The organism is Sporolactobacillus sp. BBK16-2 (genome assembly GCF_059878335.1).
Genome location: NZ_CM187611.1, coordinates 963,158 through 989,317 on the forward strand (window position 1 = coordinate 963,158; position 26,160 = coordinate 989,317).

Consider the following 26,160-nt stretch of genomic DNA (forward strand, 5'->3'; position numbering starts at 1 on the left):
AAATCCCAGAGATATAGGAGTGTGAAAAAACAGGTGACCAAAGTCACCTGTACTGAGGCATTATTTTCGATGATCCTGTGAATGCTCTGCACTGCCGATTTGTTTCAGCTCAATTAAATCCTGCTCGAACAGATCAGGATTGTCGGTCAAACCTGCCGCAAGTTCCTTCTGCAAACGACGCGCCATCGGTTTCATTGTGGCATAGGTGATTCCGCCGGCTAGTGCGCCTCCTAAGACCGGAACGATTTTCGATACACCGCGAGCGAATGTTCCTTTTGTTATCTTCGCACCGAAGAAGGTAGCAACTTTGCGAATCAGCGGATAATAAATTGTTTGTTCCAGTGCTTTCTGTGGGATGCGTTCGAGTGCGCGAGCAGAAAGCTTGGACGACAGCACACGCAGCAATGCACCCGTACCGCTGACTCCGAGCATCGCACCAAGATAGAGAATCAATGTTTCACGTCCTTTTTTTGTTGCGATCTCTTGATTGCTCCATAATTCTTCTCGTCCGTAGAGATAGCCGAGCTCCTGCGCGAGACGCAATGCCATCGCATAGAACTGCGTCGTATCGGCGGGAATCGTTGCCGCGATAGCCAAACCGCCTGGAATGCCCGCGGCAAACGACATCGCTGAGCTTCGCAACGTCGCATTTTGAATCAGCTGTGCTGCTCGTTTCTCAAGTTCAGCTTGTCCAAAATAGCTTGCAGGTCCGATCTCAATCAGCCGTTCCGTATCCTCTTTTGGGAACGACCGTCTGAAGAATTCTTCACGATTAATCTTCAATCCCGGCATCTTCAAAATTACGTCTAGAATGGTATGCGTAAGCTTCGTTGTCTGCATCGTTTGCTCCTTGTGTATGGCCTGCGTTCAATGAGTATCTTCCTATACTACTGTTTCCCATAGGAGCAGGTTTCATTTGCAAGGTTTGGCTTTAACGGACAGACTGCGTTAGGATACAGCCTTGCTGTGCATCTGATGTCGTGCGTTTAGGAGCCGGATGCCTGTAATCACGGCACAGAACGCGCATATTCCGGCAGATGCCAGAAAAACGATGTGCATGCCATGTAAAAAGATGGACGGCTGACCCGGGATCATTCCGGTTACTTGATAACCGGCAGCTTGCGACATGCTGGCAAACAGAAGCGTTGTCGCAAAAGTGATTCCACTGATCATGCCCAAATTTCGGATTAGTGCGTTGACACTCCCCGCGCTTCCAAGCTGATTTTTCGGGACCGTCGACATGACAAGGGAATTATTCGGCGACATAAAGAATCCGCTACCGGCACCGAGCAGAGCAATCAACACACCCGCATAGATGATTGAGCTTTCCCCATTCAGAAAACCGAGACCAATTTGTGCCGCCACGAGGACAAGCAATCCGATAAACGTTAGGATTTCCGAACCGATTTTGTCAGTGCGCCGCTGAACGGGGCAATGACAGCCATCATGATGGGAAACAGCATCAGCAGCAGTCCGGAATGGCCTGCTGACAGATGCAAAATATCCTGGGTATAGAATGGCGCAATAATGTTGAAGCAAAAGTTGGAGAGAAAGACCAAATAGCCACAGAAAATGCTGACTGAAAACATAAGATTTTTGAACAACCGCAGCTGAAGCATCGGCTGATCGATATGCCACTCCATAATGATAAACACGATCAGAAGCACAGCAGAGAGAAAAAGTGATCCCAGAATACGTCCGTCGTTGAATCCTAAATGCTGTCCAAGCAGCAGTCCGCTGAACAAGGCTATGATGAATAAGCCGAAAACTGATGTACCCGCCCAATCCAAGCGGCCTCTTGATGCAAACAAATCTTTAGGCAGAACGCGCCAGCCAAGAATCATTACCACCAGACCAATCGGTACGTTAATCCAGAAAATATAATTCCAGCTCAACGTGGAGACAACCAACCCGCCGATCCCCGGACCAGTGATCGAGCCCAAGGACACGAACGTGCCGATTAAACCAAGCGCCCGCCCGCGTTCGGATCTCGGGAAAATATCCGTTGCGATGCCAAAATTATTAGCCATCGTCATCGAAGCGCCTATGGCCTGAACCACGCGGCCGACAAGTAGAAAATTCAGGTTTAGACCGAATCCGCACAGCAGCGACCCAAGAACAAAAAGAGCGGTGCCGATCTTAAAAATGCGAAGTTTGCCCAGCATGTCGCCAAGCCGCCCGAAAAGCAGGATAAAAACACAGATCGTCATTAAATAAATCGTGACAATCCACTGACTGCTGGCGATCGGCAAATGCAAATCACGTGAAATCTGCGGCAGTGCCACATTGACAATACTCGCATCAAGCGTCGACATAAATGTGAACATATTAATACTGATCAGGATCATCCAACGTCTCTTCTGGACGGTTGGGTCATCCTGATAAGTTAAGGGTTTTGAGGTATTCATAAATCTGCAGCCTCCAGTTACTCGTGCTCTGTACAAAGAATAGCATAATTATTGAAACGGGGTGGAAGCAAAAGATCCGATTCCGCATATGTCAGAAATTAACCTTTTACCATGGATTTTTTTCTAGACATTTTGTTTGGAATTCGGTTATACTTTTACTGTGAAAGATCATACGTTCGCCTTTAACTCCCTGCTTTCCCAATTCCTCACAACAATAAATCATACCTCGTAAGGAGGCCTCTCATGCCTACTGACCACGATCGGCGTTTCAAAGTGCTGCTTCACGAGTTTTTTGATGAGTTTCTCGAAGCCTTTTTCCCAAAAATTTATCACATGCTTGATCTGTCTGGAAAAACGTTCCTTTCAGAGGAACTGTTTCCGGATCTAATCGAAGGCGACAAGAAGAGGGCGGACATCATTGCGGAAACGAAGCTGAAATCTAAAAAAGCTGTAATTCTGATTGTCCATCTTGAGGCACAAAACTATTATCAAGATGATTTTTCCGAACGGATGTATCTTTACTACATCATGATCTATCTGAAATTTCGAAAACCTGTTTTACCCATTGCCATTTTCAGTTATGATGGTGTAAGAGATGAACCGGATAAATTTGTGGTAGAAATACCTCATTTTATGATGATCAGCGAATTCCATTTTTTGAAGCTTGAGCTTGCCCAAATGAATTGGCGAACATTTATTCACAGTAATAATCCGGCCGCTGCCGCGCTCATGAGCAGGATGAACTACTCAAAAAAGGAACGTGTTCAGGTTCGACTCGCCTTTATCAGACAGATGATCGGCATGCATCTTGGAGAAGCACGTGAAAGCATAATCAATGGATTTTTCGAGACCTATCTTCAATTAAATAAGAAAGAGGTGGATCAATTGATGGACCAAGCGAACAAACTCCCGGAGGAAATCCGTGAAGAAGTGCTCAAATGGCCGAATTCGACTTATGATCGTGGAGTGGAGGACGGCATGGAAAGAGGAATTAAAAGAGGAATTAAAAAAGGAATTGAAAAAGGTGAATTAAACGCCAAAAAACAGGTTGCCCTAAAGCTGCTGCAAAATGGAATAAGTCATGGGAAAATCAGTGAGTGGACAGGATTAAGTGCCAAAGAGATCACTGAACTGGAAGCAATCAATGAATGAAGAAATTCGTGAAGATGCGATTACAGCTTTGGACACTATTGGCAAATAACAATCGAGGCATAACCAATGCATGAATCGTCTGTTCTGTGGAATGTTTGGAAAGGGGAGCCCGGATTTTAAAATGCGGTTTATATCCAGTAAGGAATTTACGTGATTTAAATAGCTATGTCATCGCGTTTCTATTCCGGGAAAACGAACCGATGAAAGGATCGGCCTATCGATCAAACCAGAAAACTACCAACAATTTGTGCAATGAAGCGCATGTCCGTCTCAGTGTAGCGCTGATCAATGGGCAGCGCGATCAGATTTTTCGCCAGCTTATAATCGAAACGTGCAGGGGGAACGCGCGACAACACTTCCTGCCAATAATCATTGGCATAGATGTGGCGCTCCAACAAACAATCTTTTAATTTTTCCCCGTGTTCAATAAGAAAAGGGTAGCACATCGGTCCGTTCACATTGGTGAAGTCTGCACGCAGCAGATTGTAGGTGCCGATTTGTTGATGAAGAAATCGGAAGTTCTCATTTCGAATGGTGCGCACCTGCTCATAATCAACACTCATCAACAGTCGTTGAGTCGTTCGTGACATCGCGTGCATCCCGCATGTATCTAAATAGGCCTCATTTTGTTCAAAAAGCGGCTCGGCGGAAACACTCCCTAGATCAATTTGCTTCAACAGCGCATCGTAACGGTAGTAGGACGAATCCTGATCCAGCTCAAGCCGCTCTTCAGCATTGGTATACAAGTAGCCGCCATCCGGAACGCCAAAAAACTTGCGTGGCGAATACAGGGTATCCACATGCAGCTGCGGTCGTTCAAAAAACGCCTGCGTATTGTCAATGATAACATTTGCTAGTTTGCTGCAGACATTTTGGACATTCTTGTTGTTCATGCCGAAGTAATTGACATAAAGAAAGCAGGCATTGTCCTCCGGCATTTGATCAAAAATTGGAGAAAAATGCTCATCAATAGAGTAGAATGTATAATCAATGTTCAGCCGCTTAATCGGCTGAAGCACACTGTCACAGATATAGGCCGGCAGATAGATTTTTTTGTAGTGACGCACGCGCAGTACGTATTCGAGCGCGTAGCGCGCACTGTTCAGGCGCAGTGCCTGGCTGTGGTACTCGCTTCGCATGGGTAGTTCAAGCGAAAAGAAACCACCGATTATTTTTTGCTGATCAGTCATGTAATCACCTTACCCTATCCTTGCGCATTTCCATTGAGCACGTCAACTATTTTTTTAAATGAAAAACTCCGGCGGGAACCGGAGTCTAAACTTAGTTTTTTGTATAAATAATTTGTATTTAAAATCAGGACGATTGCTGAAGCGATTTCAGAAAGGCATCAGCTTTTTCCTGGTCAAACTTTCCTTCTGATTTGGACATAACCACAGCAGCCAGGCCGTTGCCGACAACATTGACAACCGTACGAAGCATGTCCAGAATGCGATCAATGCCGGCAATGAAAGCAACACCTTCGAGCGGAAGCCCCATTGTTCCCAGTGTAGTCAGCAGCACAACAAACGACGCGCCGGTTACACCTGCCATCCCCTTAGATGTCAGCATCAGTACAACGAGCATCGTCAGCTGATGTCCAAGTGAAAGGTGGACGCCGTATACTTGGGCGATGAACAGCGCGGCAATGGATTGGTAGATGGCCGACCCGTCTAGGTTAAATGTATAACCGGTTGGAATCACAAACGATGTGATCGGTTTCGGACAGCCGAATTTCACCATTTTATCCATCAGTTTCGGTAGAACCGCTTCGGAGCTTGCGGTTGTAAACGCCAGAAACAGTTCGTCCTTTAAGATACGGAACAGCGAGAAGATATTTATTCCGGCAAATTTTGCAATCAGACCTAAAATGACTACGACAAAAAAGATCATCGTGCCATAAATGACAAAGACCAGTTTTCCTAGTGGAATCAGCGAAGCAATTCCGAACTGAGCGACGTTCACCCCGATCAGTCCGAATACGCCGAATGCGGCAAATTTCATGACCAGGTTCGTCACCCAGTACATCGCTTCCAAGACACCGCCGAAGAAGTTCAGCACCGGCTTGCCTCTTTCACCAATTGTAGCCAGCCCGATTCCGAACAATACGGAGAAAAAGATCACCGGCAATAAATCGCCATTGGCAAGCGACTGAAAGACGTTGCTTGGAATAATATCCACAAAATGACTGACAATACTTGAATGTTCAGCTGTCTTGGCCGTCTGTTCATACGTCGATATATCGCTTTTCGCCAAATTTGATAAATTGATGCCACCGCCAGGGTGAAACACATTGGCTGCAATCAAGCCGATTCCGAGCGCCAGCGTTGTTACAATTTCAAAATACAGGATTGTTTTCCCGCCAAGCTTTCCCAGCTGTTTCACATCGCCGACACTGGCAATTGAAACAATCAGCGCCGATACGATAATCGGGATCACGATCATCTTGATCAGATGAATAAAAATATCGCCAAACGGTTGGAGAATCGCCATCACCGTTTCATTTCCATAGAAAAGCGCACCAACCAGAATACCAAGAACAAGCCCAGTAAAAATTTGGGTTGCCATACCAAATCTCTTCAATTCAAGAAACCACCTTTACTGTTTTCTCTATCTTTATTTCTCTATATGAAAGAAACGAGCAAGAACCTAGAGCGTCATTCAGACATGATTCTTAAGTAAAACGAACTGACCGGAGAACGTTTCGCCAAAATCTGAACGACCAAATACCGTTGTCGAAAAAATGTGATTGCATCGAACTTTCATTATACAGCATCAACGCAAAAACACGAACGTTATATTTATCCAGTGAGAAAGAGCTTAATTCGTTTCGCAGCATTCAAAAAATCCGCCCACGTGTCGTTCTTGAGCGGATTAATGGATTTCATTGTTTAAAAAGGGACAATCAAGGCTGGTTTTCAACAAATTCAACTAAGGATTCCCATGCTTGGTTCCATTTTGGCAAGTCATGAGAAAGGTTGCAGATGATCCCGAGCTTTTTACATAATAAGAATAACGCATGATAGAGGTGATCATCGGCTACAAGTATGCCACTTGGACGCTGCGCCGTTTCTTGAATCATATTTAAAAGGAATTTTTGGGCTGTGCGCACATAAACGGACTGTTCATTTACTTGATCAGGCATCACTGAGGCATGAAGCAGCACTTGTTCGTTCGTGTGATCGACAGCGAATTCAATCCAAGGGAAAATCGGCCGCTCGTCACTTTCTTGTGCAACAGGAAACGGTGCGAAGCTGCCTCCAAGTTCCACCCATGATTTATTTTGGCGAGCCGTTTTCTTGATTCGCTGAAGATCAATGGCATTGGTCAGTGGTTCGGCATGATGCCATTCACGTTGCTTGCTCGCCGGCTCAATGGTAGCATCGACCGATTTCTCATTGTCATGATCATCCAAAACATATTTTCTAAGAAACCATTCATGATCTTGGTAAAAAGGAAACCGCGCAGCACGATCCCGATAATCAAGTGCAAGATCTGAAAGCTTCTCAATGATCTCAGCGAATAGAAGGATCTCTTCGCCGCGCGGTATCCAGTTCATATAGCCGGGTGTTTGAACACGCAGCATCGGCCAATGATCCGCATGTTCTAGATCCAAACCCAATAGACTGAACAGTGCCCGATCATCTTCCGGAAACGTTCCGCGCCTGCACAGCGAGAGATGGAACACTTTGGCAGTTAGTGTTGTGTTAAGAGAAGCATCCGATTGTGCGAAGAGGCGATGAATCATTGCCAATCCCTCATCTCCGACATAGGCAACAAGACCGAATTCATTACCCATTTGACCAAGGACGCAGCAGTACACGCATTCCGGACGGTTGCGAAGGTCAAGTACAATAACCTGATCGGAATCCAGCCATTGCCAAGGCTCAAGATCCGCAAACCTTTCCGAAGCACGCAAGAGATCGAACCAATTCTCTTCGTCTGAAGGATCAACATTAAATGGAGATAGGTCTTCCTCATCGTCATCGAGCTGATAGATGCTCAAGCATTCAGTAAGATCCTCAACAGCCTCTGCCTGATTTCTTAAAGGATCATCAAAATATGTCCCATCTTCATCCATTAATAAGTCGTTCAAATAGGGAACCATTGCCCGACTACACCCAACACAGCGAGGCACGGGCTGCTCATACTCATCCTTAATCGGTTCAAGGAGGATTTCCAGCCGTCGGCTATGATCCGGAGTGGAACAGTGGCCTTTGTCACCAGGTTCAATGAGAAAATCAGAAACCAAATAATGAGTGTCATTCAGAGCATCCGGACCAAATTCGGTCATTTGCCCATACTCCTCATCAAAGACTCCGAATACCACATCGGTTGTTGCAGAGCGGAGCGAATACCCGAGATGTTTTGGTAATTTAATAGACGACTCATTATAGTCAAAACCAAACAGTTCGTTGATATAATTATGCAGATCCGAAACGGTAATCATACTGTCCGCTTGGATCCTTGCCCAAACAGGAGGCTTACTGCCTTTTATCGAGATTTTCAATTGAATGTTCATCAGTGTGTCCTCCAAAACAGAAAGTGATAGGATGACTTTGTTAAGTTGCACCCTTTTTGCTGCACAGTCCAAGTCCTCATCGCCTTAACCCAATTATAATGAAAATAGGCGAGTTTGGACAAGTGCAGGTCATACTTACTTGCGGAACCTTCCGTTTTCCTCATTTCCTACTGATTTCTCATAAATAGGCACGAGTACTCACTTTTCTATAGATTCGACGCATAATTTAGGTATACCATAAATAGATCGATCAAATATTACAATGTGATGGTTTGAACGTAACAATCGATGGAGGTGTTGAATCATGAGTCATGATTCCGAAAATCACTTAGAAAAAGACTTAACCTTGATGTTGCTGTATTTGACCTCATGGGAAGAAAAAGAATACGGCGAAACATATCGGCGCAGCTGGAAGGGCTACGATTTTGATCTTTTAAATGAGTTGGGTGATGAGAAATTGATAAGCGGCAGTAACAAATCTAAATCTGTTTATCTCTCGGAAAAAGGAGTGGAAGCTGCGAAGAGATTGCTGAAGAACTATGGGATGAGCGGTCAAGAAGATAGATGATGGATTTCGCAATCGGCTCGTACGTGATATAAAAAAGAAAAATGTTCGTTCCTGTTAAAGCGGACGAATGCTCAAAAAGCATCAAACGGATTCAGATCCTCTTTTTTTAAGAATGCATTGATGTGAGCTACAAGTTCCTCACGTGTCTGAGTTGGGACGTATACCTGAACGAAGTCTCCTTCCAACGGATCGATGAACCAGGGTTTATTTTGGGCAATGAATTCACCTAAATACTTGCAAACAGTGGTGCATCTGGGATAATCAATCCCCTTCTCAGGTTGAATGATTTGTTCAATAAAAAGATTAAACATCATTGTACGGACATCATCTTGGTAGGTGTCATTTCCCATATATCCACAATTGGAAAAGCATTGGGTTAATGTTGCCCTTTTGTGAAACGCAGATGTATCTGAAAAAGCAACCGGATTGTCCCGGCTACTCGTGAAAAGCTTAAAATGGTGCAACCCTTTTTTTGACAGATCAAACGCTTCATCAAGATCATCTTGCAAGGTCGCCAAGGTTGTTTCCCCATCCAATTGCAGACGCATCCATATTAAAGGACTCTGGTTTTTTAAAACAATTTTTAATTGATAGATCAATGATGATCACCATCTTTTGAGTGTACGTAATTTTGTACGTGCGGATTTTCTCGCAAGAAAGGGAAGAGTGATTGATTTACCTCCTCCTCTGAACTTGATTCAACTAGTGTCGATCACTCATGATCTTTGTCTCTAGTTTATCGGGCATGTCTTCTTTTCTCCATAAACTTTCTTGCATTTAATAAACGTTCTTCTTCTGTCTGTGCAATTAAGTGATCAATCAGCGGGGAAGGGGTGACAGCAATAGGTTTACTAGTCCATTCAGAGTAAACGTTCAAAAAAGAGAATATTTGTTCTTGTTATTGCGGATTTCATGGTACACTAATTAAGACAGCAAAAGCTCATGGGCGGGTGCCGTGCCTCTCTTTTGATGGAGGGAGGTGAGGCCAATGACGACATATGAAGCATGTTCACTAATGATCCAATTTGCAATGCTCGTGCTGATTATCGTGTCGTCAAAAAACAGAAAATAATCCGCCCATGACTTCCCCAAGCCAAGCGGATTATTTTCATAATTAACGTTCGGTGCGGTAGCTGCCTTTGAAGCAGTTTGTTGTCACCTTGCCGCCGATGTTCGACCATCGGCGGCTTTATTATATGCACCTTTTATTATAGTATAAACGATTCGAAATGATTTAACCATATCTGAGCTGTCATGAGATAACAATGATTCAGGCTGGAGACGATGAATCATTCGACATCTAACGAATGAAAAGAGGCGTCCAGAATGGGACAAACAATTTTTTAATTAAAACGAACGGAGGACACAATGGTCCTGATTAGCAGTAGGTGATCAGAGGTCTTCAAAGATCAATAAAGAAGTTCATTGCATTCTAAAATGCAACGCTACTTACCCCAATACCGAGTCAATCCGGGATAAGTAGTAAGAACGACAATCACCGTCAGCAGCAATGGCAGCCAGACGGCTTTTCTTTTATTCTTCACTTGTTTGATCATGAAGAGATAAATGATCATCCCATTCAGAATGAACAGGCGCGTGCCATAACTGTGGAAGAATCGTCATTAAGGCTGAGAGTACGATGATATAAAGAAAGATTTTCATAGTAAAAAAGGTACCACCAATTCGCATCTTCAATAAGATTAAGTTTACCATACAGCGAAAATCTGGCATTCGAAAATCAATGATTAATTTTTTTACCAAAAAGAAGGAAATAAGTCATATACTGACGAATAATAGGCATAAAAATCTACTGCGAAAGTTGTGATTCGATGACAGTGGCAGAACTCCATGGCAAAATCCCAACGCTCGAAGGACGGGAGGACCTGCTGACCTCTGATGTTTTTTCCGCATTTCGTTACTTACCTGTAAATCTAGCACCCATTCCATTTCTCAGAAAGGCAATCCATGCTCAGACTGCAAAACCAATTTACAATCTTTTCGAGGATTGTCTAGCAGTTGATTACATATTCTGGCCTAAGACTACCTATTACAAACGCGAACCGGATTTGATTCTCTTAATCACATGCAAGACGAAGCCGCCGATCGCCATAATAATAGAAGCAAAATATTATAGCGGCCGGCATGACGTGAACCGAGAGCAGGCTGAAAAGGAGCTTCAAGCGTTACAAGGCGACCAGTTAGCCGAGCAATACGTCGATCTGATGAAAAATGAGATAGACCTCAACAAGCAGCAAAAGCAGATGCTGCAAGAGGCCGACCATCGTTTTCTCCTGTTTGTCACCGCGCACGATGTCCTACCAAGAAAAATTACCGATGATTCAATCAACAAATTAACGAAGCAAAACTATAAGGGGGATCATCTTTACTGGATCAACTGGCAGGCGGCTTTTGATGTCGCAAACGAGGCGCTCGCGACACAAATACTTCCGGATGAACAGCGCTTCATTCTTGAAGATCTAAGAGATTTGTTGCTTCGAAAGGGACTTACATCCTTTCAAGGCTTTCATCTGCCAGCCAAGCTACTTCAACCGAAACACTACTTTTGGAGGGAAGAACAATGAGCATTGGAGAAGAAATGAAAAAAGTCTACGACGAGATGGTGATGGTGTACACAGAAACTGGCCGTCTGATTGCAGTGATCGAAGGCGAATTCGCCAAAAAAGGCTGGACAGCAGTTGGTGATCATGGAATTACATGGGATACTTCCAAAAGTTATGAGTATCCAAATTTTTGGCTCCCCTATTTCATGCAACGCGTCTACACAAAGGACAATGTTAAAAAAGGAGTGGCAATTAACATCCTCTTCGATGGACTGGACGAAGATCATCAAATCGCTTATCCCATTATTTCAGGTGCAGTTGCTGAGCGAACGGATTCACTTTCATTGGGCAAGTGTAACCCAATCACATGGGCAGGGTGGAAAAAAGATTCGCATCCGTTGAGTAATGATTATCCGAAACTGTATCAAACAGATTATACGGATATAACGATTACCAATTATCTCTTACCATTGGACAAGATCTCATGTGAAGCAAAGGTAAGAGAGTTAATTGTTGAACCGCTGATTCAGATGTATGAAGGGAAGTTTGAGGCAGTATACACCATGCTTGAAGAAGAGATCAACCTGCTTGACGAATTGAGTACACAATAAAACGTTTTGTCCAAGTATTGAATGAAGCACCAATTAAACTTGAAAATACGGACGACAGGGACAGGGGTAATTTGAGATTCTTATTTAGGAGAAATGTTGAAAATTGCTTACAATTTCTTACAGAGCGACCGATAAATATAATGTAATAGGTCCGATTACCTATTGAAGCGCAATTACTATGAATAGCTTTTGTTTTGAAAGACGGGTGACAGAATGCAGATCTCAGAGGTTAAAGATTGGGCCAAATATATACAGAGCCTGAACAATCATTTAAATGCTATTCCTGATATGCAAGAAATGGGGAGAGAAGTAGCTGATTGGCAAAATGGGCAAACGGAACGACCGCTTAATGTGATGATTATGGGTGAGGCGAAGTCAGGAAAGTCCACATTTGTGAATTCGATTTTTGGGGAACAACTGGTGGCAAGTGATATATTGCCAAAGACATCCATTGTTACGATGTTTAAGTATGCCGCTCAAAAGAAGATGGTTATTTATTTCTTGGATGGACGCATCGCAACATATGAAAATAATCAATTTGCTGATTTAAGCGACGAATCAATTGATAAAGAAATTGACTGGGTAGAAATGTATTGGCCGTTGGGTTTTCTTGAAAAAATAACCATTATCGATTCGCCAGGTCTGAACTCTCAATATGCCTATCATACGGAGAACACGGAACGTTTTTTCAATCGCGTAGATGTAGTCTTGTGGGTTGCTGATTGTCGTACCATACAGACGCAAGTGGCACATCAATACTTAGAAAAATTGATGCATAATCATCTTCCAGCAATTATGGTCATCAATCAAATAGATAATTACGATGAAGAAGAAGAGGAACAAGAATTAGAAGAATGGCTTGCTGATGAGCGAAATTCCTTTATCGATCAATACCACTTAGTTGATGTGATTGGTATTTCAGCAGCGTACATACTCAAGGGAAAGATTGAAAAGGATATTCAGCTTCTGGAAATTGGTCGTTTGCAAAGCGTTTCTAACATTTTCAATAAACTAGAAATAGAGGCCGCAAATCTGAAAGAGAGAAGTAAGTGGCGTTATTTTGTTTATCTACAACGTTGTATTTTAGCAAGAGTAAAGATGCTGACAAATAAGCTACATATTGATCAAACGTATTTATCTTTTGAAGAATTGTCTCAGTCATGGAAAATGATCCTTGATAAGAAAAATGAAATACAACACTTTATTGAGTACCATCGAGCAAAAACTCAGGAATTAGCTGAGTACATTGCGGCAAATAAATCTTTTTTATCTCTTGTATCGGATGAAGATCATGCACAGCTTTGGTTGGATACCATTGGTGCTAGGCAGTCTCCGGTCGTATTAGTAAAAATAAAAGAGTTAAAAAAACAGCTTTCAAATAAGATACAACGCATAAATTCGAAAAAAGAGAAATTGCTCCAAACGTACCAACAACTTCTAAATGACATAGATAAATTCAGAAGTTCAGGAGTCTATCAAACCTACCCTCTTTTTGAGAACACTCAACTCGATCAATTTGAAAATGAAATAAGAATATATAACGTCCAGGTCAATGAGTATAGAAAATGTCTTGAAGAAGAAAACATCAAGCAGGATGCTTTTGTTGACCAGCTTCGCACTACGATCCATTTCATTAATTATAACAATCGACAAGTTCTCCATAATAAAATAAATGCACTTAATCAATTCCTAAAAAAGAATAAAAAGGATTACCTTCAAAAAATTGGCCTTTCATTTTTTCAAAACATCAACCAGCTCTCTATGATTAGCAACGCCATTGTATCACTGAATAATAGTGTATTAACCAGCGAGAAACTTGGAGAGATAGAAGGGGAAAATTTAGAAGAACTAATTCATTGTTTTGAGCCGTTCAAGATGAATGGAAAACTAATGACGCAACAAAAAAATTTTGAAGCATTGATCGATGAACCATTACTTACAGATCGTCATATTTCAATTGACTATTCAACTTCAGAACTTTCTATGATTGATGCTTGGGAGCGTTCTCCTCTTAACGCCATTCAAACATTACCTTTGTCTCCTTTGAATCAAATAAGAGTCAACATAATAAAAATGCGTGTTTTGTTGTTTAGTTGTATTGGAATCACCATCCTTTTTTACCTATTTAAATGACAGGGGAGATATGATCTATGGTCTTTTCATTAGAACACTATGCTGAAAGGAAGAGACAATTCTTTGCAAAGGCGGAAAAAGTAATTAAAATCCTCATTACAAAAAAGGATGAAGAAACCATTCAACAGATCAATGACTTGTTAGGTGATGTTGAGAATGGAAAGTTCGTCCTTACAGTCATTGGGGAATTTTCAAAGGGGAAGTCTACCTTTTTAAACAGTTTGTTTGGCAAACGCCTGCTTCCATCAAAAGTTACCCCGACAACAGCATTGCTAAATAAAATTATCTACAAAGAACAACAAAGTATTATTGTTTCGGTCAATGGTCAAGAACACGTTATTCCAGAAGAAACGTTCAAAAAGCTGATTGCGCCAAAAGAACCGAATAGCGATGATCGTGAGGCATTTGTTGCTTATCAACAACAAATTGAAACACTCAATCAAATAGATCAAGTCACAATTGGCTATCCGCTTCCTTTTTTAAGCAACGGCATCTGTATCTATGATACTCCCGGCTTTAATGATCTTGATGAAAATAGGAGCCAACTGACCAATACAATTATTCCTCAATCAGACGCAGTGATCTTTATGCTGAATGCACGCCGTCAACTTTCGCAATCAGAACGCAGTTTTCTCGAAAACCGAGTACTCAATCAAGATCTTGGCAAATTGTTTTTCGTGATTAATTTTAAGGATCAGTTGGACTCAGAAGCTGATGTGGAAAGAGTTCGTCAGGAGATATTGAGTCATCTGCCGTCCAAAATTGAACAACCTAAACTATTTTTTATCTCTGCCAAATATGCGTTGAATTTCCGTAGAGAGCAGAATGGAGAAGTCATAAAAAGCGCTCAGTGGAAAATGAGAAACTCTGCTATTGTAAGAAATCTCGAAGAAACGGGCATACCGGCACTCGAACAAGCACTTGGTCAATTTCTGGAGGAGGAAAGAGGGTACGTCAAAATTTTTCGAGCAGATCTTCAATTGAATCATTGGATTGACAGGATGATTAATCAAGATATTCCATTAGAAATACTAAGTTTTCACCAACATATTGCTGATGCAGATCAAAAGCAGAAAGAGCTTAAGCTTAAATTGGATCATGCTCGAGCCGAAAGAGAACGATTGATGAAATCGATAAAATCCAATAGCAAGAAGGACTTGGCTGAGATAAAAAAAGCTTATCAACAAGGGCTTGAAGCAATCTCGCACGCTGCTCAAAAAGAATTTAAGAAACAAGCAGGCACTTACAAAGAAATGGCACAAGCAATTGAAAATAAGGTGTCTCCATTAGAAGGGATACTTGCTGAGGATCTTTTGAAATGGAAAGAATCGTGGGCAAACGATGTGACTCAAAAATGTGCCGCACATATGAGTGACGAGCTTTCGCAAAACTATCGCTCACTAGCAAGTTCATTCAATGTTCGAATCGAATCGAATTATGAAATTAAGCTAACGGATACGTTTGATTCACTTGCTGATGTGGTCTATAAAAAAATTATGGATCTTGCACCTCAGAAAGGTTTGCAGTGGGTTTCTATGCTAGCAAACACTGGCAAAGCAGCTGTTAAATTTATTGGATTTATTGTAGGAAAGGCAAAAGGCGTTGATGATCGAGAAATTCTGCGGGAACGCATAAAGGATCAATTTGTTAAATCAATTCCAAAAAAAGTGGAGCAGCTAGAGAAAAATTTTCAGAACATGCAAAAACAATTATTAGATAAGATTGCACTGAATATGGAAAAAGAACTCAAAAAAATGCAAGAGCTGTTTTTGAAAATGCTTAGGAATGCTGAAATAAGCCACAGCCGAGCCAATAAAGAAATCAATAAATTAAAAGAGCAACAGGACGAATTAAGAGCATGTATGGAAATAAACCCATTATCGGAACAACTGGAGGGAGCACAAAATGATTACGCAGGAACAGGCTCTGACAACCATTATTAATGAATTAAAACAGCAGGCAATAACATGCAAATTGAGTGAAACGATTCGTGAAAAGCTGATGACACTCAGCTCGGATATGAAGACGAACCAATACACTATCGTCGTGGTCGGTGAATTTAAACACGGAAAATCAACTTTTATTAACAGTCTGCTCGGGCAAGATTTACTTCCAACGGATATATTACCAACAACTGCCGTTATTCATCGGATCTTTAAAGGGGACAAGGATGAGCTCATTGTCCATAACCAAAAGGGTGAGATAGAAAATTTTGGCTTTGATAAAGATGTGATGCAGCGTTTTACAGCAGAGCACGATCAGACATCGGATCAAGTTAAGTATATTGACTTGTCCCTTTCTAAAGTTCCTTTTGATCAGAACATTGTCATCGTCGATACACCTGGAGTGAACGATCTCAATCAGCAAAGAGCAGAGGTTGCCTACGATTTTATTCCGCGTTCAGACGCTGTTTTGTTTATCCTTGACTCCGGTGCTTTTCTAAAAAGAACGGAAGAGGAATTTATCAAGGAAAAGCTTTTAAACCAAGATTTAAATAAGATTGTTTTTATCGCTAATTTTATCGACCGTTTGGATGAGGAAGAAACGGATCTTGATGAATTAGCTGAAGAATTCAAACATCGAATTACACATTCTCTTGGTTTACCTCAGCCATCACTGTATCTCTTATCATCGCTAAGCGCTTTGCAGGGACGGGTGGAACAAAATGATGAACTCATATCTTTTTCAGGAATTCTCCCGATCGAGAAAAAAATCATGGAACTGACGAAGAGCGGAACTCGAGCACAAGAAAAACAATCTGCTTATGTTTATCGTGCCATTCACATTCTCAGACAAATAAGCAATGAAATTATGACGCGTCTTGTGACAGGAAAACAATCAACTAAGGAATTAACTGCTATTCTGGAAAATCTAAATTCATGGGAACAAAAAAAGGATGAGACCCTTCAATCGGTTCATGATTATGTTCAATTAAGAGAAACGGAAATACATCACTTAATTGAAAAATCAATCAGCAACTTGAAAGAGCGTATTTTAGATGAAGGAAATCAGGCAATCAATAATTTTGACAGCTCAGATGTGAGTCAACTAACGGAAAAAATTCTGCCTCAGCTTTCAGAACGCTTTATTAAAGGCTGGCTTGAAGAATATTCCCCATACATTCTTGAACTTTTGAACAAACTCAAGCTATCCATTGAAACAGGATTAAATGAATATTTTAACAGCACGATTCAACTTGGGAATGTCAACGGGCAAAAACTATCCTCTGACGAAAAAGTGAATGTGAATATTGATTCTGGAATAGATACAATGATTACTTCAGGATTGATTGCTGGCGGCATTGCCACCGGATTAGCTGTCATTTCATTGCCACTGTTTATTCCATTGCTCGCAATGGGTGGTTTTCCTATTTTGAGAGATATTATGAAGAAGAACAAACTAGGAAAATTAAAGCCAGAGATCAGGAAAGAGTGGGCACGTATTATACCCGAGTCCATCGACAGATTCTATGAATCTATTTGTGACCAAGTGGATCAACTCATTCAAAATACCGTTACCAATACACAGAAAATCTTTAATCAGAAAGCGGCGGTTCGTCGGCAAATTATTGAAAACACACAGCAAGAGAATGCACGAGAAGCAGAGGAACTGGCAAAACGGGAACAGGTTTTGCTGGCTGCACAAAGAGATCTGGAGAAACTTGATGCCCAGCTGCAAATGCTGATTTTTAAAAGTGAACCAAAAGGAGAGAAAAACTAATGAGTTTATTTGACGGAAGCACGACGGATTCAAATGATGCCCAACATTCAACCGGGAGTGAAGCAATCCATTCCTCAGCCCATCTTTTCGGAAACGACACTGTAAATCATGGCTTTGATCCAAGCCCGCATTTTACAGCGGGAAACGAACACACGCATAGCTACCAAGACATCATGCAGCAAAATGACCCACTAAAACTGGTACATACGATGCATATGGAACCATTAGAACTAGGAAAAACATTTGTCCATCCGCATGATGTCCATGACTATTTACGCCAAGATGGGACACCAGTTCATGGATACTGGCGTGATGGGGATGGAGATACATCATTTGACAGAAACGTATCACAAGGCGGCGGGTATTTGAGAGATCTGCCGGAATGAAATAACAATAATGAATTGCCCCTGTAAAAGAGAATCATCATTTATTTCCAAAGGATTCCTAGTAAAAATTATATGAGGTGGATCATAGCATGGAAAATACTCTGACTGAGAGTAAAGTTGGAAAACTGTTGGATTGGGCATATGAAAAATCTATTAATGGTTTGCCTGGAACGGATACAGCTTATGATTTAGCGCAGAATTACTTGTCGAAACACGGCTCAGTTGATAAAGCTATTGATAAACTAATACAATGGCAAAATACAAAATCGGCTACAGCTGGTTTCCTAACGGGATTGGGAGGATTGATCACTTTGCCTGTGGCAATTCCTGCTGATGTAGCCTCTGTAACCTATGTACAAATCAGAATGGTAGCGGCAATCGCTATTATGAGAAACTATGACATTAAGGACGATCAAGTGAAAACTTTTGTTTATCTTGCCCTTACTGGTAATTCTGTTTCAGATATACTAAAAAATGTGGGTATAAAGACTGCCACACAGCTAGGAAAACAAGCAATAAGAAAGGTTCCGATTGAGATCATTAAAGCGATAAATAAGGCAGTAGGATTTCGATTGATCACTAAGTTTGGTGAAAAGGGAATTGTTAATTTAGGAAAGGCTGTACCGCTTCTTGGTGGAGTAATAGGCGGTACTATGGATGGTGTGAGTACTAATATAATTGGAAGAACCGCGAAGAAGATATTTGTGTAAGCACTAATTGTCAACTAGTCTGCAAGGAGACTCAATTTCCAAAAGCGATGGCCAAATTCACAGCGATTAGGTAGCATTCACTTTTAGCACTATCTTTTCGGTTCAATACCGAGTAGTAAAGTTGTTGCATTCGTATTCAACAGTCTTTAAATTGATCAGACGAACATCATTAGATTACTCTTCTAATCCTGACTTGTTTAGTTACGGAAAGGAAAGATGGTAAGCCACTAGATAACTTCAACGGCATAATTATCCTTCAAGTGGGAAAATATTCTTATTTGTTAAACGCTGAAACACAGAAATTTTATCAAACCTTTTATTTGAAATTCAAACTAATGGTTAACAACTATTTCTTACTGTGTTGGATGGGATCTTAAATGTGGAGGATGAATAGAAGATGCTCGTGGAGCAGTCGTTTAAGATATGGGAATACGCAGACAGTAAAGAAATTGACTATAAGAACTATCGACTAATGGTCAAGTTAACACCAGCTATTATTCAGTCGTAGGAGGATTCTGATCATGACTCAAAATAAGGATAAAATATCGTGTAATGATGATAGAATCGTAGATTGTAAAAAAAAATATAATGAGCAGTTTAATGATGATTATTCAAGATGTCAAAACGGCTCACAAAAGAAGGATAAAAAAGAAAAAGCATTGTTTGCAGCAATCGAAATTCGCAAATTTGAGATTGATCTTTATTGGAAACGTGCAACTTATTTTTGGACAATCATTGCTGTGTTATTCGCTGGATTTTTTGCTATTCTCACAAACAATGATCATTCAATACTTCATTCTAAAACAAAGCTTTTTTCTCTTTGTTTGGTTGCCATACTCGGTTTTGTAGTATCACATTGCTGGACTTTGGTTAATAAAGGAAGTAAATATTGGCAAAATAATTGGGAGCGTCATGTCGAAATGTTAGAAGATGATTTTATAGGACCACTTTATAAAATGGCGATTAATCCCAACCCTGTCATCAAGCGAAACTGGCTATCGGAGCATCCATACTCCGTTTCAAAAATTAATTTAGCACTATCACTATTTATTGAACTTTTATGGGGTGTCATTTCAATTCTATTAATCGTGTTAGTTTTAATGAAAATTTTTGGCTGGCAATGGATTATTAATAGTGGTTGGGTATTAATTTCCATAGTTTGCTTAATGATTCTTATAATATTTTTAGTTCTGACTATTAATAAAAAGTTGGAATCATCGGTTGTTAGGGTCAAGTCTTTTTTCTTGTGTAAATTCATCTCGGTTAGAACAGATCATTAACTGGGATAAATCGTCGTCACTTTACTCGATTTTTCCGATTGATGTTGCTTGGCTTTCCAACTAAAATACTCATTCATTTTCAGATAGCAGCGACTCGACCACTTCTCATTCTGCTCCATGAGCAGCGAACCCATGATTCGGAGGATTGATTCACGATTGGGAAAGATGCGAATCACCCGTTCGCGACGACGGAATTCTTCGTTGAGGCGCTCCATACCGTTTGTTGTGCGTAGACGGCGACGATAAGGTTCTGGTAGGGTGAGCACGGCGGTCACATCATCAAAAGCAGCTTCGACAAGCTCGGTTACTCGAGGGACCTTTTCTTGATACGTCTCTAGAAACGATTGGAGTAAGGTCTGAGACGTTTGGACATTGGGTGCCTGAAGGATCGCTTTCACCTGCTCGGTGCCCTCGCGCTTGAGGGACTTCGGGAGCCGATCGTGCACGTTGCGTAGAAAATGAGCCTGACACCGTTGCCAAGTGGCTCCCTGAAAGGCTTTTTGGACCGCCTTGACGAGACCGCCATGATCATCACTCACCACGACATCAACGCCTTTCAAGCCACGAGCTTTCAGCCAGTCAAAATAGTTTTTCCAAGCGTCCGTGCTTTCGCTGTCATCGATTTTCAAACCAAGAATGGTTCGATAGCCCAGATCATTGATTCCATAGCTGATCAGGACACCTCGGGAGCGAACGCGCCCATCTTCACGCACTTTGGTATAAACCGCGTCAACAATGAGAAAAGGGTAGTTTCCCTTCAGTGGACGATTGTTCCAGCCCGAGACCATCGGATCCAGATGTCCGCAAAGATCTGAAACGGTCGTTTTCGAAAACTCCGTGCCGCAAAGTTCTTCCGTAATCTGACTCACCTTGCGTGTTGAAACACCGTTGATGACCATTTCCATCAAGGAGAGGACCAGTGCCTGTTCACTGCGCTGATAGCGATTGAAAAGATCCGTTGAGAAATGACCATTACGCAGTCTGGGTACATCCAGTGTGAGCGTTCCTACACGTGTCTTCAATTGACGCGGATAAGAACCATTTCGGTAATCGGTTCGGGCATCGCTGCGTTCATATTTTTCTGCTTTAAGCTGTTCACTGGCCTGAGCTTTTAACACTTGATTTAAGATCGCCTCCAAAAGGGCGTTCATTCCTGATTTTTTCGCATCACCAAGAAATAATTGATGCAGAAGTTGTTCATTTAGAGTAATCTGTACTTGAGCCATCCCTGAGTCTCTCCTTTAGAATTTGGTTTTCGACAACTCTATTCTAACTGAGATGATGGGCTCCGGCTCATTTTCTATGAAAAAAATGAGAGAGAGAAGCGAGGAAGAAGGATCTCGCTGTTTTCCCGGAGGGGGGCCGGCCCCCCTCCGGGAAAACAGAACACCCACTCGTCATTTTTCTCTCATTTAGACCCCCCTTTTTACACAATTATACGGCCTCAACTGTTGTTAGCGAATGTGAAAAAATAAAAATAGAAGAGAGAAAAGCATTTATTAAAAGAAGTCGTTATTTAGAAAACGATAAGTAAAAAGGGAATGAGCATGGTCAAATATCGATTTTAGCTGCCGTAAGGTCAAATTTCTATTTGAATACGTGGACTGTTCCGACAGGGATGCGAAGCTCGTAGAGTTATCATTTTTCAAGAGAATGTAGGGAAAGAGAGCATATTCATCTGCTGATCTCCTTTAAGCCGAGTCTTGCACAAAGTACTGTACTATTGAAGGATGAGTTTTCAGAACTGAAAAAATGGTATTGGAGTCAGCACTTATGGTTCATAGGCTATTTTTGTGCAACGGTCGGAACGCTGACTGATGAAATCATCCGTACTTATAATGCCTACCAATCAAATAAAATCAAGAAGGATATTTTCAAGATTGATAAATGAGTTCAGCCAGAGTTCAGGGTGCTTTGAGCACAAAATCTTTCAAAAGACTTCAGTCTTGAATGTCGACTATAAGTCTTAGGCATTCATGAATGAACATCTGTAGGACGATCTCTCAATGTGTTTTTGAAAAATGAACAAGCGGATAAAGGAAAAGTGGAAGAGATGCTTAGAAAATGGTAATTCAAGCAGATAAGTATACTGTTAAAAAATATGAAAAAATACCCTAGTCTGCTAAACATCTTTTTCCTAATGACGATATATAGATTGTAAGGCGGTTGGAAAGGCGCCTTTCCGATTGCCTAAATACTATTCCACATGGACGTGGGAATTCATAATTCAGGGAGGAAACAATTTATGATTATTAATCACAATATTGCTGCGTTGAACACACTCAACAACTTGAGCAAAAACACCGCAGCAACTCAGAAGTCTCTTGAAAAACTGTCTTCAGGTCTTCGTATTAACCGTGCTGGTGACGATGCTGCTGGTCTTGCAATCTCTGAAAAAATGCGCGGTCAGATTCGTGGATTAGATATGGCAACAAAGAACTCACAAGATGGTGTATCACTGATCCAAACAGCTGAAGGTGCATTAAATGAAACGCATGACATTTTGCAACGTATGCGTGAACTGTCTGTACAATCGGCCAACGATACAAATACAACATCAGATCGTTCGGAACTGCAAAAAGAAGTCGATCAATTAGCACAGGAAATCTCACGTATTGGTAAGGATACTGAATTTAATACACAAAAATTACTTGATGGTAGTTTTTCTGGAACATTCCAAATTGGAGCGAATCAGGATCAAAATCTTAGCATTTCTGTAAGTGACATGCGTTCTTTTGCACTTGGAGTTGCCGGTACTGTTCAATACTCTTCGTCAGTTACCTATACTAAAACTGGTGCCCAAGATATTGCTGATGGAACTTACACTGTTGATGGCACAGATTTAAAGGATGCAGACGGAAATGTTGTTGCATCTACATCGGATAATTTAACGTGGACGGCAGCAATTGGCGAAGCTGATGATAAATTCGTATTTACTCAAGAAGTGGACTCTGGCACAATCACCATTGAAAATGGCAAAGCAACGGGAACATCGGAATTTACAAACAGTGGCATACAGGCTGGAAATTACACCATTAATTTTGTTTCTGGAGCATCTACTATTACGGATTCCAATGGTAAGGTTGTTGCTACATCAGATGATGATCAAAACTTTAAAACGATTGATGGTACCACTGTGCTAGCTCTTGATGCTGCTGCAACAGCAAATATGAGCATCTCTGTTGGCGGTACTGACATTTCAACACAATCAGCAGCAAATAGTGCTATTACAACGATCGACAAGGCAATCAATGCCGTATCAACACAACGTTCTGCGCTTGGTGCTTATCAGAACCGACTTGAACACACGATTAACAACTTGAGCACGTCATCGGAAAACTTGACGGCTGCTGAATCGCGTATTCGTGATGTTGACATGGCCAAAGAAATGGCAAACTTCACGAAGAACAATATTCTGAACCAAGCAGCTCAGGCTATGCTGGCTCAAGCAAATCAGCTCCCTCAGGGTGTTCTCCAACTCCTAAGATAATTGATGATGGATTGAAGTAACAATTAAAGTGATAGCAAATGTAAAGACGAATCTCTGAATCATTGGAGGTTCGTTTTTATTTTGGTAAGGATTTTTGCAAAACTTAAGAACTGTTGAAACGAAAAAATAAGTCGTCTAAACTTTTTATAAACGATACCGATATTTAAAGTAGAAGAAAAAGTTGCAGCTTTGGGAGGGCTGGACATGAACGGTGATGTTTCACTTGATGTAGCTTTGCAGAATCATGGTAATGGAGTATCCACATCACAAAGGAATATACAAACAAATCAAGCACATAATCTACCAAAAGAAAATCAGAATATAAAAGAGGAGAGAACCTATCCTTCTTTTAATAAAGAACAGCTGGAAGACTTGGTTTCGGAAGCAAATAAACTGTTAAATCCGGATTTGACAGAAATGCACTATGTACTCCATGATAAATTAAACAAGTATTATGTGCAGGTTGAGGATGTCAGAACACATCAAGTGATCCGGGAAATCCCCCCGAAGAAATTTATGGACATGTACGCGGCCATTGCTGAGAAGTTAGGATTAATTGTAAATAAAAGAGTTTGATAAAGAGGTGAGCAGCATGGCAGATTCAAGTTCAAACAGTGTATCAATCGACTCAATTAATAGTATGATTGGTGCAACAAATACAAGCCGGGTTAGTGGTCTTGCTAGCGGCATTGATGTAGATAGTATTGTCGCAAAACTTATGACTGCGGAGAGCCAACCGCTTGTGCAGATGCAGCAGAATTTACAGTTGACAGAGTGGCAACGTGATGATTATCGTTCGATGAATACGTTGCTAAGCAACCTGCAAGCAACGACACAAAAGTTGAAAATGCAAGGACCTTATTTAGCGAAAACTGCTACATCGAGTGACCCGTCTAAAGTGACAGCTACTGGTGGAGCGAATTCTGGTAATGTAGCTTATACTCTGTCAAATGTGACAATGGCGACAGCAGCACATAACCAAAGTGATGGTTCAATTGTGACGGACAAAACTAAATTTGATTCGTCTGCCAATTTATCGACACAGTCAGACTTCATCGGCAACTTAAGTAGTACGATTACTTTTACGATTACAACTTATAATGATGGAGTACCAAAAAATCATGATTTTTCATATGATTCGTCTAAAACATCGCTTGATAAGATCATGGCAGATATTACAAGCTCGGATATTGGTGTAAACGCATTTTATGACTCGGCAACGGGACAAGTTTCAATGACTAGGACAGCGACTGGAGATAACAATCCACAGAAAGTAGATGAACATGACCAACCAATTGCTAACACAGGCGCGGAAATTGAATTCAGCGAGGGTTTTCTGACTGATACATTAAATTTGAAATCGGAAAATGAGCAGGACGGTACAGATGCTAAGTTTACTTTAAATGGGCTTACTACATCTCGTCATTCGAACACCTTTACTGTTAGCGGGGTAACCTTTAATTTACAAAGCTCTTTTGAAGGATCTGCATCAATTAACATCGGGACAGATACGGATGCTGTATTTAAATCTATTTCTGACTTTGTCACTCAATACAATGACACGATCAAACAAATAAATGATAAAATATCTGAAACGAGAAATCGCTCTTATGCGCCTTTAACGGATGCTCAGAAATCAACGATGAAGGACTCAGATATCACAAACTGGACAGATAAAGCGAAATCCGGAATGCTTGCCAATGACAGCATTTTGAGTGGCGCTTTGAGTCAATTGCGTATGGATCTGTATACATCAGTTAATGGCACAAGTAATACAAAAATGAACCAATTATCTGAGATTGGCATTACAACGAGTACGGATTACCTTGATAAAGGGAAACTGGTTATTGATGAAGATAAACTAAAAGAAGCGATCAGTACCGATCCACAAGCAGTGATGGAAATGTTCTCTAATACTGGGACTACGTCCTCATCACAGGGTATTATGCAGCGCTTGAATACAACCTTGAAAAATACAATGGATCAGATTGAGGATAAAGCTGGAAACACGAATATGGTCTATACTCAGTATTCGATGGGTAAATCGATTGACGATATGAATGACCGAATTGATGCGTTCAAGTTACGGCTTCAGGATATCCAAACCCGATATTATACTCAGTTCGATGCGATGGAAGCGGCGATTCAGCAGGCTAATAGTCAAGCCTCGTATCTGTCACAGTTCACGAGTTCATGAGATTAGCCTTTTTTAGGAGGTTCAAAAAATGCAGGCAAGCGCATATAAAAGCTACCAAAAAAATTCTGTGCTCACAGCTACACCGGGTGAGTTGACCTTGATGCTCTATAATGGATGTATCAAGTTTATCAGACAGGCAAAGCTCGCTATGGCTGATAATAACTTGGAGAACAAAAACACATATCTTCAGAAAGCCCAGAACATAATTTGTGAACTCATGGTCACGCTTGATCAAAAACAGTCAGTAGCTAAGAGTATGATGCAGATGTATGACTACATGAATCGCCGCCTGATTGAAGCAAATATCAAGAATGATGCAGCGATTCTTGATGAAGTCGAAGGGTTTGTGGCTGAGTTTCGTGATACATGGAAGCAGGTTATTGAAATCACGCAGAAGAATCAACCAAAGCGGGATCGAGCTTAAG

At 41.2% G+C, this 26,160-nt stretch carries 21 protein-coding genes and 2 pseudogenes; 16 read left to right on the forward strand and 7 right to left on the reverse strand.

What is annotated here, in order from left to right; genetic code table 11:
* Nucleotides 1–60: 60 nt before the first annotated feature.
* A complete protein-coding gene (locus AC6F33_RS04800) occupies nucleotides 61–840 on the reverse strand; it encodes a hypothetical protein (protein WP_500777850.1) in 780 nt (259 codons plus the stop codon).
* 108 nt (nucleotides 841–948) lie between these two features.
* Nucleotides 949–2,408: pseudogene (locus AC6F33_RS04805) on the reverse strand (MFS transporter).
* Between the two features lie 243 nt (nucleotides 2,409–2,651).
* Between AC6F33_RS04805 and AC6F33_RS04810 the strand changes: the two are divergent.
* Nucleotides 2,652–3,560: an Rpn family recombination-promoting nuclease/putative transposase gene (locus AC6F33_RS04810; RefSeq protein ID WP_500777851.1), complete on the forward strand. Its 909-nt coding sequence runs from the start codon at nucleotides 2,652–2,654 to the stop codon at nucleotides 3,558–3,560.
* Nucleotides 3,561–3,781: 221 nt separating this feature from the next.
* On the opposite strand, the gene AC6F33_RS04815 is transcribed toward AC6F33_RS04810, so the two are convergent.
* From AC6F33_RS04815 to AC6F33_RS04825, 3 genes are all read right to left on the reverse strand, one after another.
* Nucleotides 3,782–4,750 carry a hypothetical protein gene (locus AC6F33_RS04815; protein ID WP_500777852.1) on the reverse strand — a complete coding sequence of 323 codons (969 nt, stop codon included), beginning with the start codon at nucleotides 4,748–4,750 and terminating at the stop codon, nucleotides 3,782–3,784.
* A 124-nt stretch (nucleotides 4,751–4,874) separates the two neighbouring features.
* Nucleotides 4,875–6,140, reverse strand: a complete 1,266-nt coding sequence (locus tag AC6F33_RS04820; RefSeq protein ID WP_500777853.1) for a cation:dicarboxylate symporter family transporter — start codon at nucleotides 6,138–6,140, stop codon at nucleotides 4,875–4,877.
* A gap of 322 nt (nucleotides 6,141–6,462) precedes the next feature.
* Nucleotides 6,463–8,079 carry a DUF7309 domain-containing protein gene (locus tag AC6F33_RS04825; RefSeq protein WP_500777854.1) on the reverse strand — a complete coding sequence of 539 codons (1,617 nt, stop codon included), beginning with the start codon at nucleotides 8,077–8,079 and terminating at the stop codon, nucleotides 6,463–6,465.
* A 304-nt stretch (nucleotides 8,080–8,383) separates the two neighbouring features.
* Here AC6F33_RS04825 and AC6F33_RS04830 point away from each other — a divergent pair, with 304 nt between their 5' ends.
* Nucleotides 8,384–8,647 (forward strand): DUF6429 family protein, encoded by a 264-nt coding sequence (locus tag AC6F33_RS04830; protein WP_255747454.1) that lies wholly within the window; start codon nucleotides 8,384–8,386, stop codon nucleotides 8,645–8,647.
* A 71-nt stretch (nucleotides 8,648–8,718) separates the two neighbouring features.
* Here the strand turns inward: AC6F33_RS04830 and AC6F33_RS04835 are convergent, their stop codons facing one another.
* Entirely contained in the window at nucleotides 8,719–9,246 is a 528-nt protein-coding gene (locus AC6F33_RS04835; protein ID WP_500777855.1) for an IS1096 element passenger TnpR family protein, read from the reverse strand.
* 389 nt (nucleotides 9,247–9,635) lie between these two features.
* Here AC6F33_RS04835 and AC6F33_RS04840 point away from each other — a divergent pair, with 389 nt between their 5' ends.
* From AC6F33_RS04840 to AC6F33_RS04880, 9 genes are all read left to right on the forward strand, one after another.
* Nucleotides 9,636–9,719: a putative holin-like toxin gene (locus AC6F33_RS04840; protein ID WP_370645969.1), complete on the forward strand. Its 84-nt coding sequence runs from the start codon at nucleotides 9,636–9,638 to the stop codon at nucleotides 9,717–9,719.
* 757 nt (nucleotides 9,720–10,476) lie between these two features.
* Nucleotides 10,477–11,229: a hypothetical protein gene (locus AC6F33_RS04845; protein WP_500777856.1), complete on the forward strand. Its 753-nt coding sequence runs from the start codon at nucleotides 10,477–10,479 to the stop codon at nucleotides 11,227–11,229.
* Nucleotides 11,226–11,819 (forward strand): hypothetical protein, encoded by a 594-nt coding sequence (locus tag AC6F33_RS04850; RefSeq protein ID WP_500777857.1) that lies wholly within the window; start codon nucleotides 11,226–11,228, stop codon nucleotides 11,817–11,819. The genes AC6F33_RS04845 and AC6F33_RS04850 overlap by 4 nt, the downstream gene beginning before the upstream one ends.
* Before the next feature lie 213 nt (nucleotides 11,820–12,032).
* Nucleotides 12,033–13,952: a dynamin family protein gene (locus tag AC6F33_RS04855; RefSeq protein ID WP_500777858.1), complete on the forward strand. Its 1,920-nt coding sequence runs from the start codon at nucleotides 12,033–12,035 to the stop codon at nucleotides 13,950–13,952.
* A gap of 17 nt (nucleotides 13,953–13,969) precedes the next feature.
* Nucleotides 13,970–15,895 (forward strand): dynamin family protein, encoded by a 1,926-nt coding sequence (locus AC6F33_RS04860; protein WP_500777859.1) that lies wholly within the window; start codon nucleotides 13,970–13,972, stop codon nucleotides 15,893–15,895.
* On the forward strand, nucleotides 15,858–17,672 hold the full coding sequence (locus AC6F33_RS04865; RefSeq protein ID WP_500777860.1) for a dynamin family protein: 1,815 nt from the start codon (nucleotides 15,858–15,860) through the stop codon (nucleotides 17,670–17,672). The genes AC6F33_RS04860 and AC6F33_RS04865 overlap by 38 nt, the downstream gene beginning before the upstream one ends.
* Nucleotides 17,672–18,058 carry a hypothetical protein gene (locus tag AC6F33_RS04870; RefSeq protein WP_500777861.1) on the forward strand — a complete coding sequence of 129 codons (387 nt, stop codon included), beginning with the start codon at nucleotides 17,672–17,674 and terminating at the stop codon, nucleotides 18,056–18,058. Before AC6F33_RS04865 ends, AC6F33_RS04870 begins: the two co-directional genes overlap by 1 nt.
* Nucleotides 18,059–18,147: 89 nt before the next feature.
* A complete protein-coding gene (locus tag AC6F33_RS04875; RefSeq protein WP_500777862.1) occupies nucleotides 18,148–18,768 on the forward strand; it encodes an EcsC family protein in 621 nt (206 codons plus the stop codon).
* A gap of 521 nt (nucleotides 18,769–19,289) precedes the next feature.
* Complete coding sequence (locus AC6F33_RS04880) at nucleotides 19,290–20,048, forward strand: RipA family octameric membrane protein (RefSeq protein ID WP_500777863.1); 759 nt, start codon at nucleotides 19,290–19,292, stop codon at nucleotides 20,046–20,048.
* On the opposite strand, the gene AC6F33_RS04885 is transcribed toward AC6F33_RS04880, so the two are convergent.
* On the reverse strand, nucleotides 20,045–21,274 hold the full coding sequence (locus AC6F33_RS04885) for an IS256 family transposase (protein ID WP_155217839.1): 1,230 nt from the start codon (nucleotides 21,272–21,274) through the stop codon (nucleotides 20,045–20,047). The genes AC6F33_RS04880 and AC6F33_RS04885 overlap by 4 nt on opposite strands.
* Nucleotides 21,275–21,717: 443 nt before the next feature.
* On the opposite strand from AC6F33_RS04885, the pseudogene AC6F33_RS04890 reads away from it, so the two are divergent.
* The 5 genes and pseudogenes from AC6F33_RS04890 to fliS form a co-directional block, all read left to right on the forward strand.
* A pseudogene (locus AC6F33_RS04890) lies at nucleotides 21,718–21,939 on the forward strand (transposase); the annotation flags it as partial.
* A 354-nt stretch (nucleotides 21,940–22,293) separates the two neighbouring features.
* Nucleotides 22,294–23,538 (forward strand): flagellin N-terminal helical domain-containing protein, encoded by a 1,245-nt coding sequence (locus AC6F33_RS04895; RefSeq protein WP_500777864.1) that lies wholly within the window; start codon nucleotides 22,294–22,296, stop codon nucleotides 23,536–23,538.
* A 204-nt stretch (nucleotides 23,539–23,742) separates the two neighbouring features.
* On the forward strand, nucleotides 23,743–24,114 hold the full coding sequence (gene flaG / locus AC6F33_RS04900) for a flagellar protein FlaG (RefSeq protein WP_500777865.1): 372 nt from the start codon (nucleotides 23,743–23,745) through the stop codon (nucleotides 24,112–24,114).
* A 16-nt stretch (nucleotides 24,115–24,130) separates the two neighbouring features.
* Complete coding sequence (locus tag AC6F33_RS04905; RefSeq protein WP_500777866.1) at nucleotides 24,131–25,735, forward strand: flagellar hook-associated protein 2; 1,605 nt, start codon at nucleotides 24,131–24,133, stop codon at nucleotides 25,733–25,735.
* Between the two features lie 28 nt (nucleotides 25,736–25,763).
* On the forward strand, nucleotides 25,764–26,159 hold the full coding sequence (fliS, locus tag AC6F33_RS04910) for a flagellar export chaperone FliS (protein WP_500777867.1): 396 nt from the start codon (nucleotides 25,764–25,766) through the stop codon (nucleotides 26,157–26,159).
* Nucleotide 26,160 lies beyond the last annotated feature (1 nt).

What these genes read in the sequence shown, in the direction of transcription:
- AC6F33_RS04860 (WP_500777859.1), top strand. Translation starts at nt 13,970, where the DNA reads ATGGTCTTTTCATTAGAACACTATGCTGAAAGGAAGAGACAATTCTTT.
- AC6F33_RS04815 (WP_500777852.1), bottom strand. Translation starts at nt 4,750, where the DNA reads ATGACTGATCAGCAAAAAATAATCGGTGGTTTCTTTTCGCTTGAACTA.
- AC6F33_RS04865 (WP_500777860.1), top strand. Translation starts at nt 15,858, where the DNA reads ATGATTACGCAGGAACAGGCTCTGACAACCATTATTAATGAATTAAAA.
- AC6F33_RS04850 (WP_500777857.1), top strand. Translation starts at nt 11,226, where the DNA reads ATGAGCATTGGAGAAGAAATGAAAAAAGTCTACGACGAGATGGTGATG.
- AC6F33_RS04875 (WP_500777862.1), top strand. Translation starts at nt 18,148, where the DNA reads ATGGAAAATACTCTGACTGAGAGTAAAGTTGGAAAACTGTTGGATTGG.
- AC6F33_RS04845 (WP_500777856.1), top strand. Translation starts at nt 10,477, where the DNA reads ATGACAGTGGCAGAACTCCATGGCAAAATCCCAACGCTCGAAGGACGG.
- AC6F33_RS04825 (WP_500777854.1), bottom strand. Translation starts at nt 8,079, where the DNA reads ATGAACATTCAATTGAAAATCTCGATAAAAGGCAGTAAGCCTCCTGTT.
- AC6F33_RS04905 (WP_500777866.1), top strand. Translation starts at nt 24,131, where the DNA reads ATGGCAGATTCAAGTTCAAACAGTGTATCAATCGACTCAATTAATAGT.
- flaG (WP_500777865.1), top strand. Translation starts at nt 23,743, where the DNA reads ATGAACGGTGATGTTTCACTTGATGTAGCTTTGCAGAATCATGGTAAT.
- AC6F33_RS04895 (WP_500777864.1), top strand. Translation starts at nt 22,294, where the DNA reads ATGATTATTAATCACAATATTGCTGCGTTGAACACACTCAACAACTTG.
- AC6F33_RS04870 (WP_500777861.1), top strand. Translation starts at nt 17,672, where the DNA reads ATGAGTTTATTTGACGGAAGCACGACGGATTCAAATGATGCCCAACAT.
- AC6F33_RS04810 (WP_500777851.1), top strand. Translation starts at nt 2,652, where the DNA reads ATGCCTACTGACCACGATCGGCGTTTCAAAGTGCTGCTTCACGAGTTT.
- AC6F33_RS04855 (WP_500777858.1), top strand. Translation starts at nt 12,033, where the DNA reads ATGCAGATCTCAGAGGTTAAAGATTGGGCCAAATATATACAGAGCCTG.
- AC6F33_RS04885 (WP_155217839.1), bottom strand. Translation starts at nt 21,274, where the DNA reads ATGGCTCAAGTACAGATTACTCTAAATGAACAACTTCTGCATCAATTA.
- AC6F33_RS04800 (WP_500777850.1), bottom strand. Translation starts at nt 840, where the DNA reads ATGCAGACAACGAAGCTTACGCATACCATTCTAGACGTAATTTTGAAG.
- fliS (WP_500777867.1), top strand. Translation starts at nt 25,764, where the DNA reads ATGCAGGCAAGCGCATATAAAAGCTACCAAAAAAATTCTGTGCTCACA.
- AC6F33_RS04830 (WP_255747454.1), top strand. Translation starts at nt 8,384, where the DNA reads ATGAGTCATGATTCCGAAAATCACTTAGAAAAAGACTTAACCTTGATG.
- AC6F33_RS04840 (WP_370645969.1), top strand. Translation starts at nt 9,636, where the DNA reads ATGACGACATATGAAGCATGTTCACTAATGATCCAATTTGCAATGCTC.
- AC6F33_RS04880 (WP_500777863.1), top strand. Translation starts at nt 19,290, where the DNA reads ATGACTCAAAATAAGGATAAAATATCGTGTAATGATGATAGAATCGTA.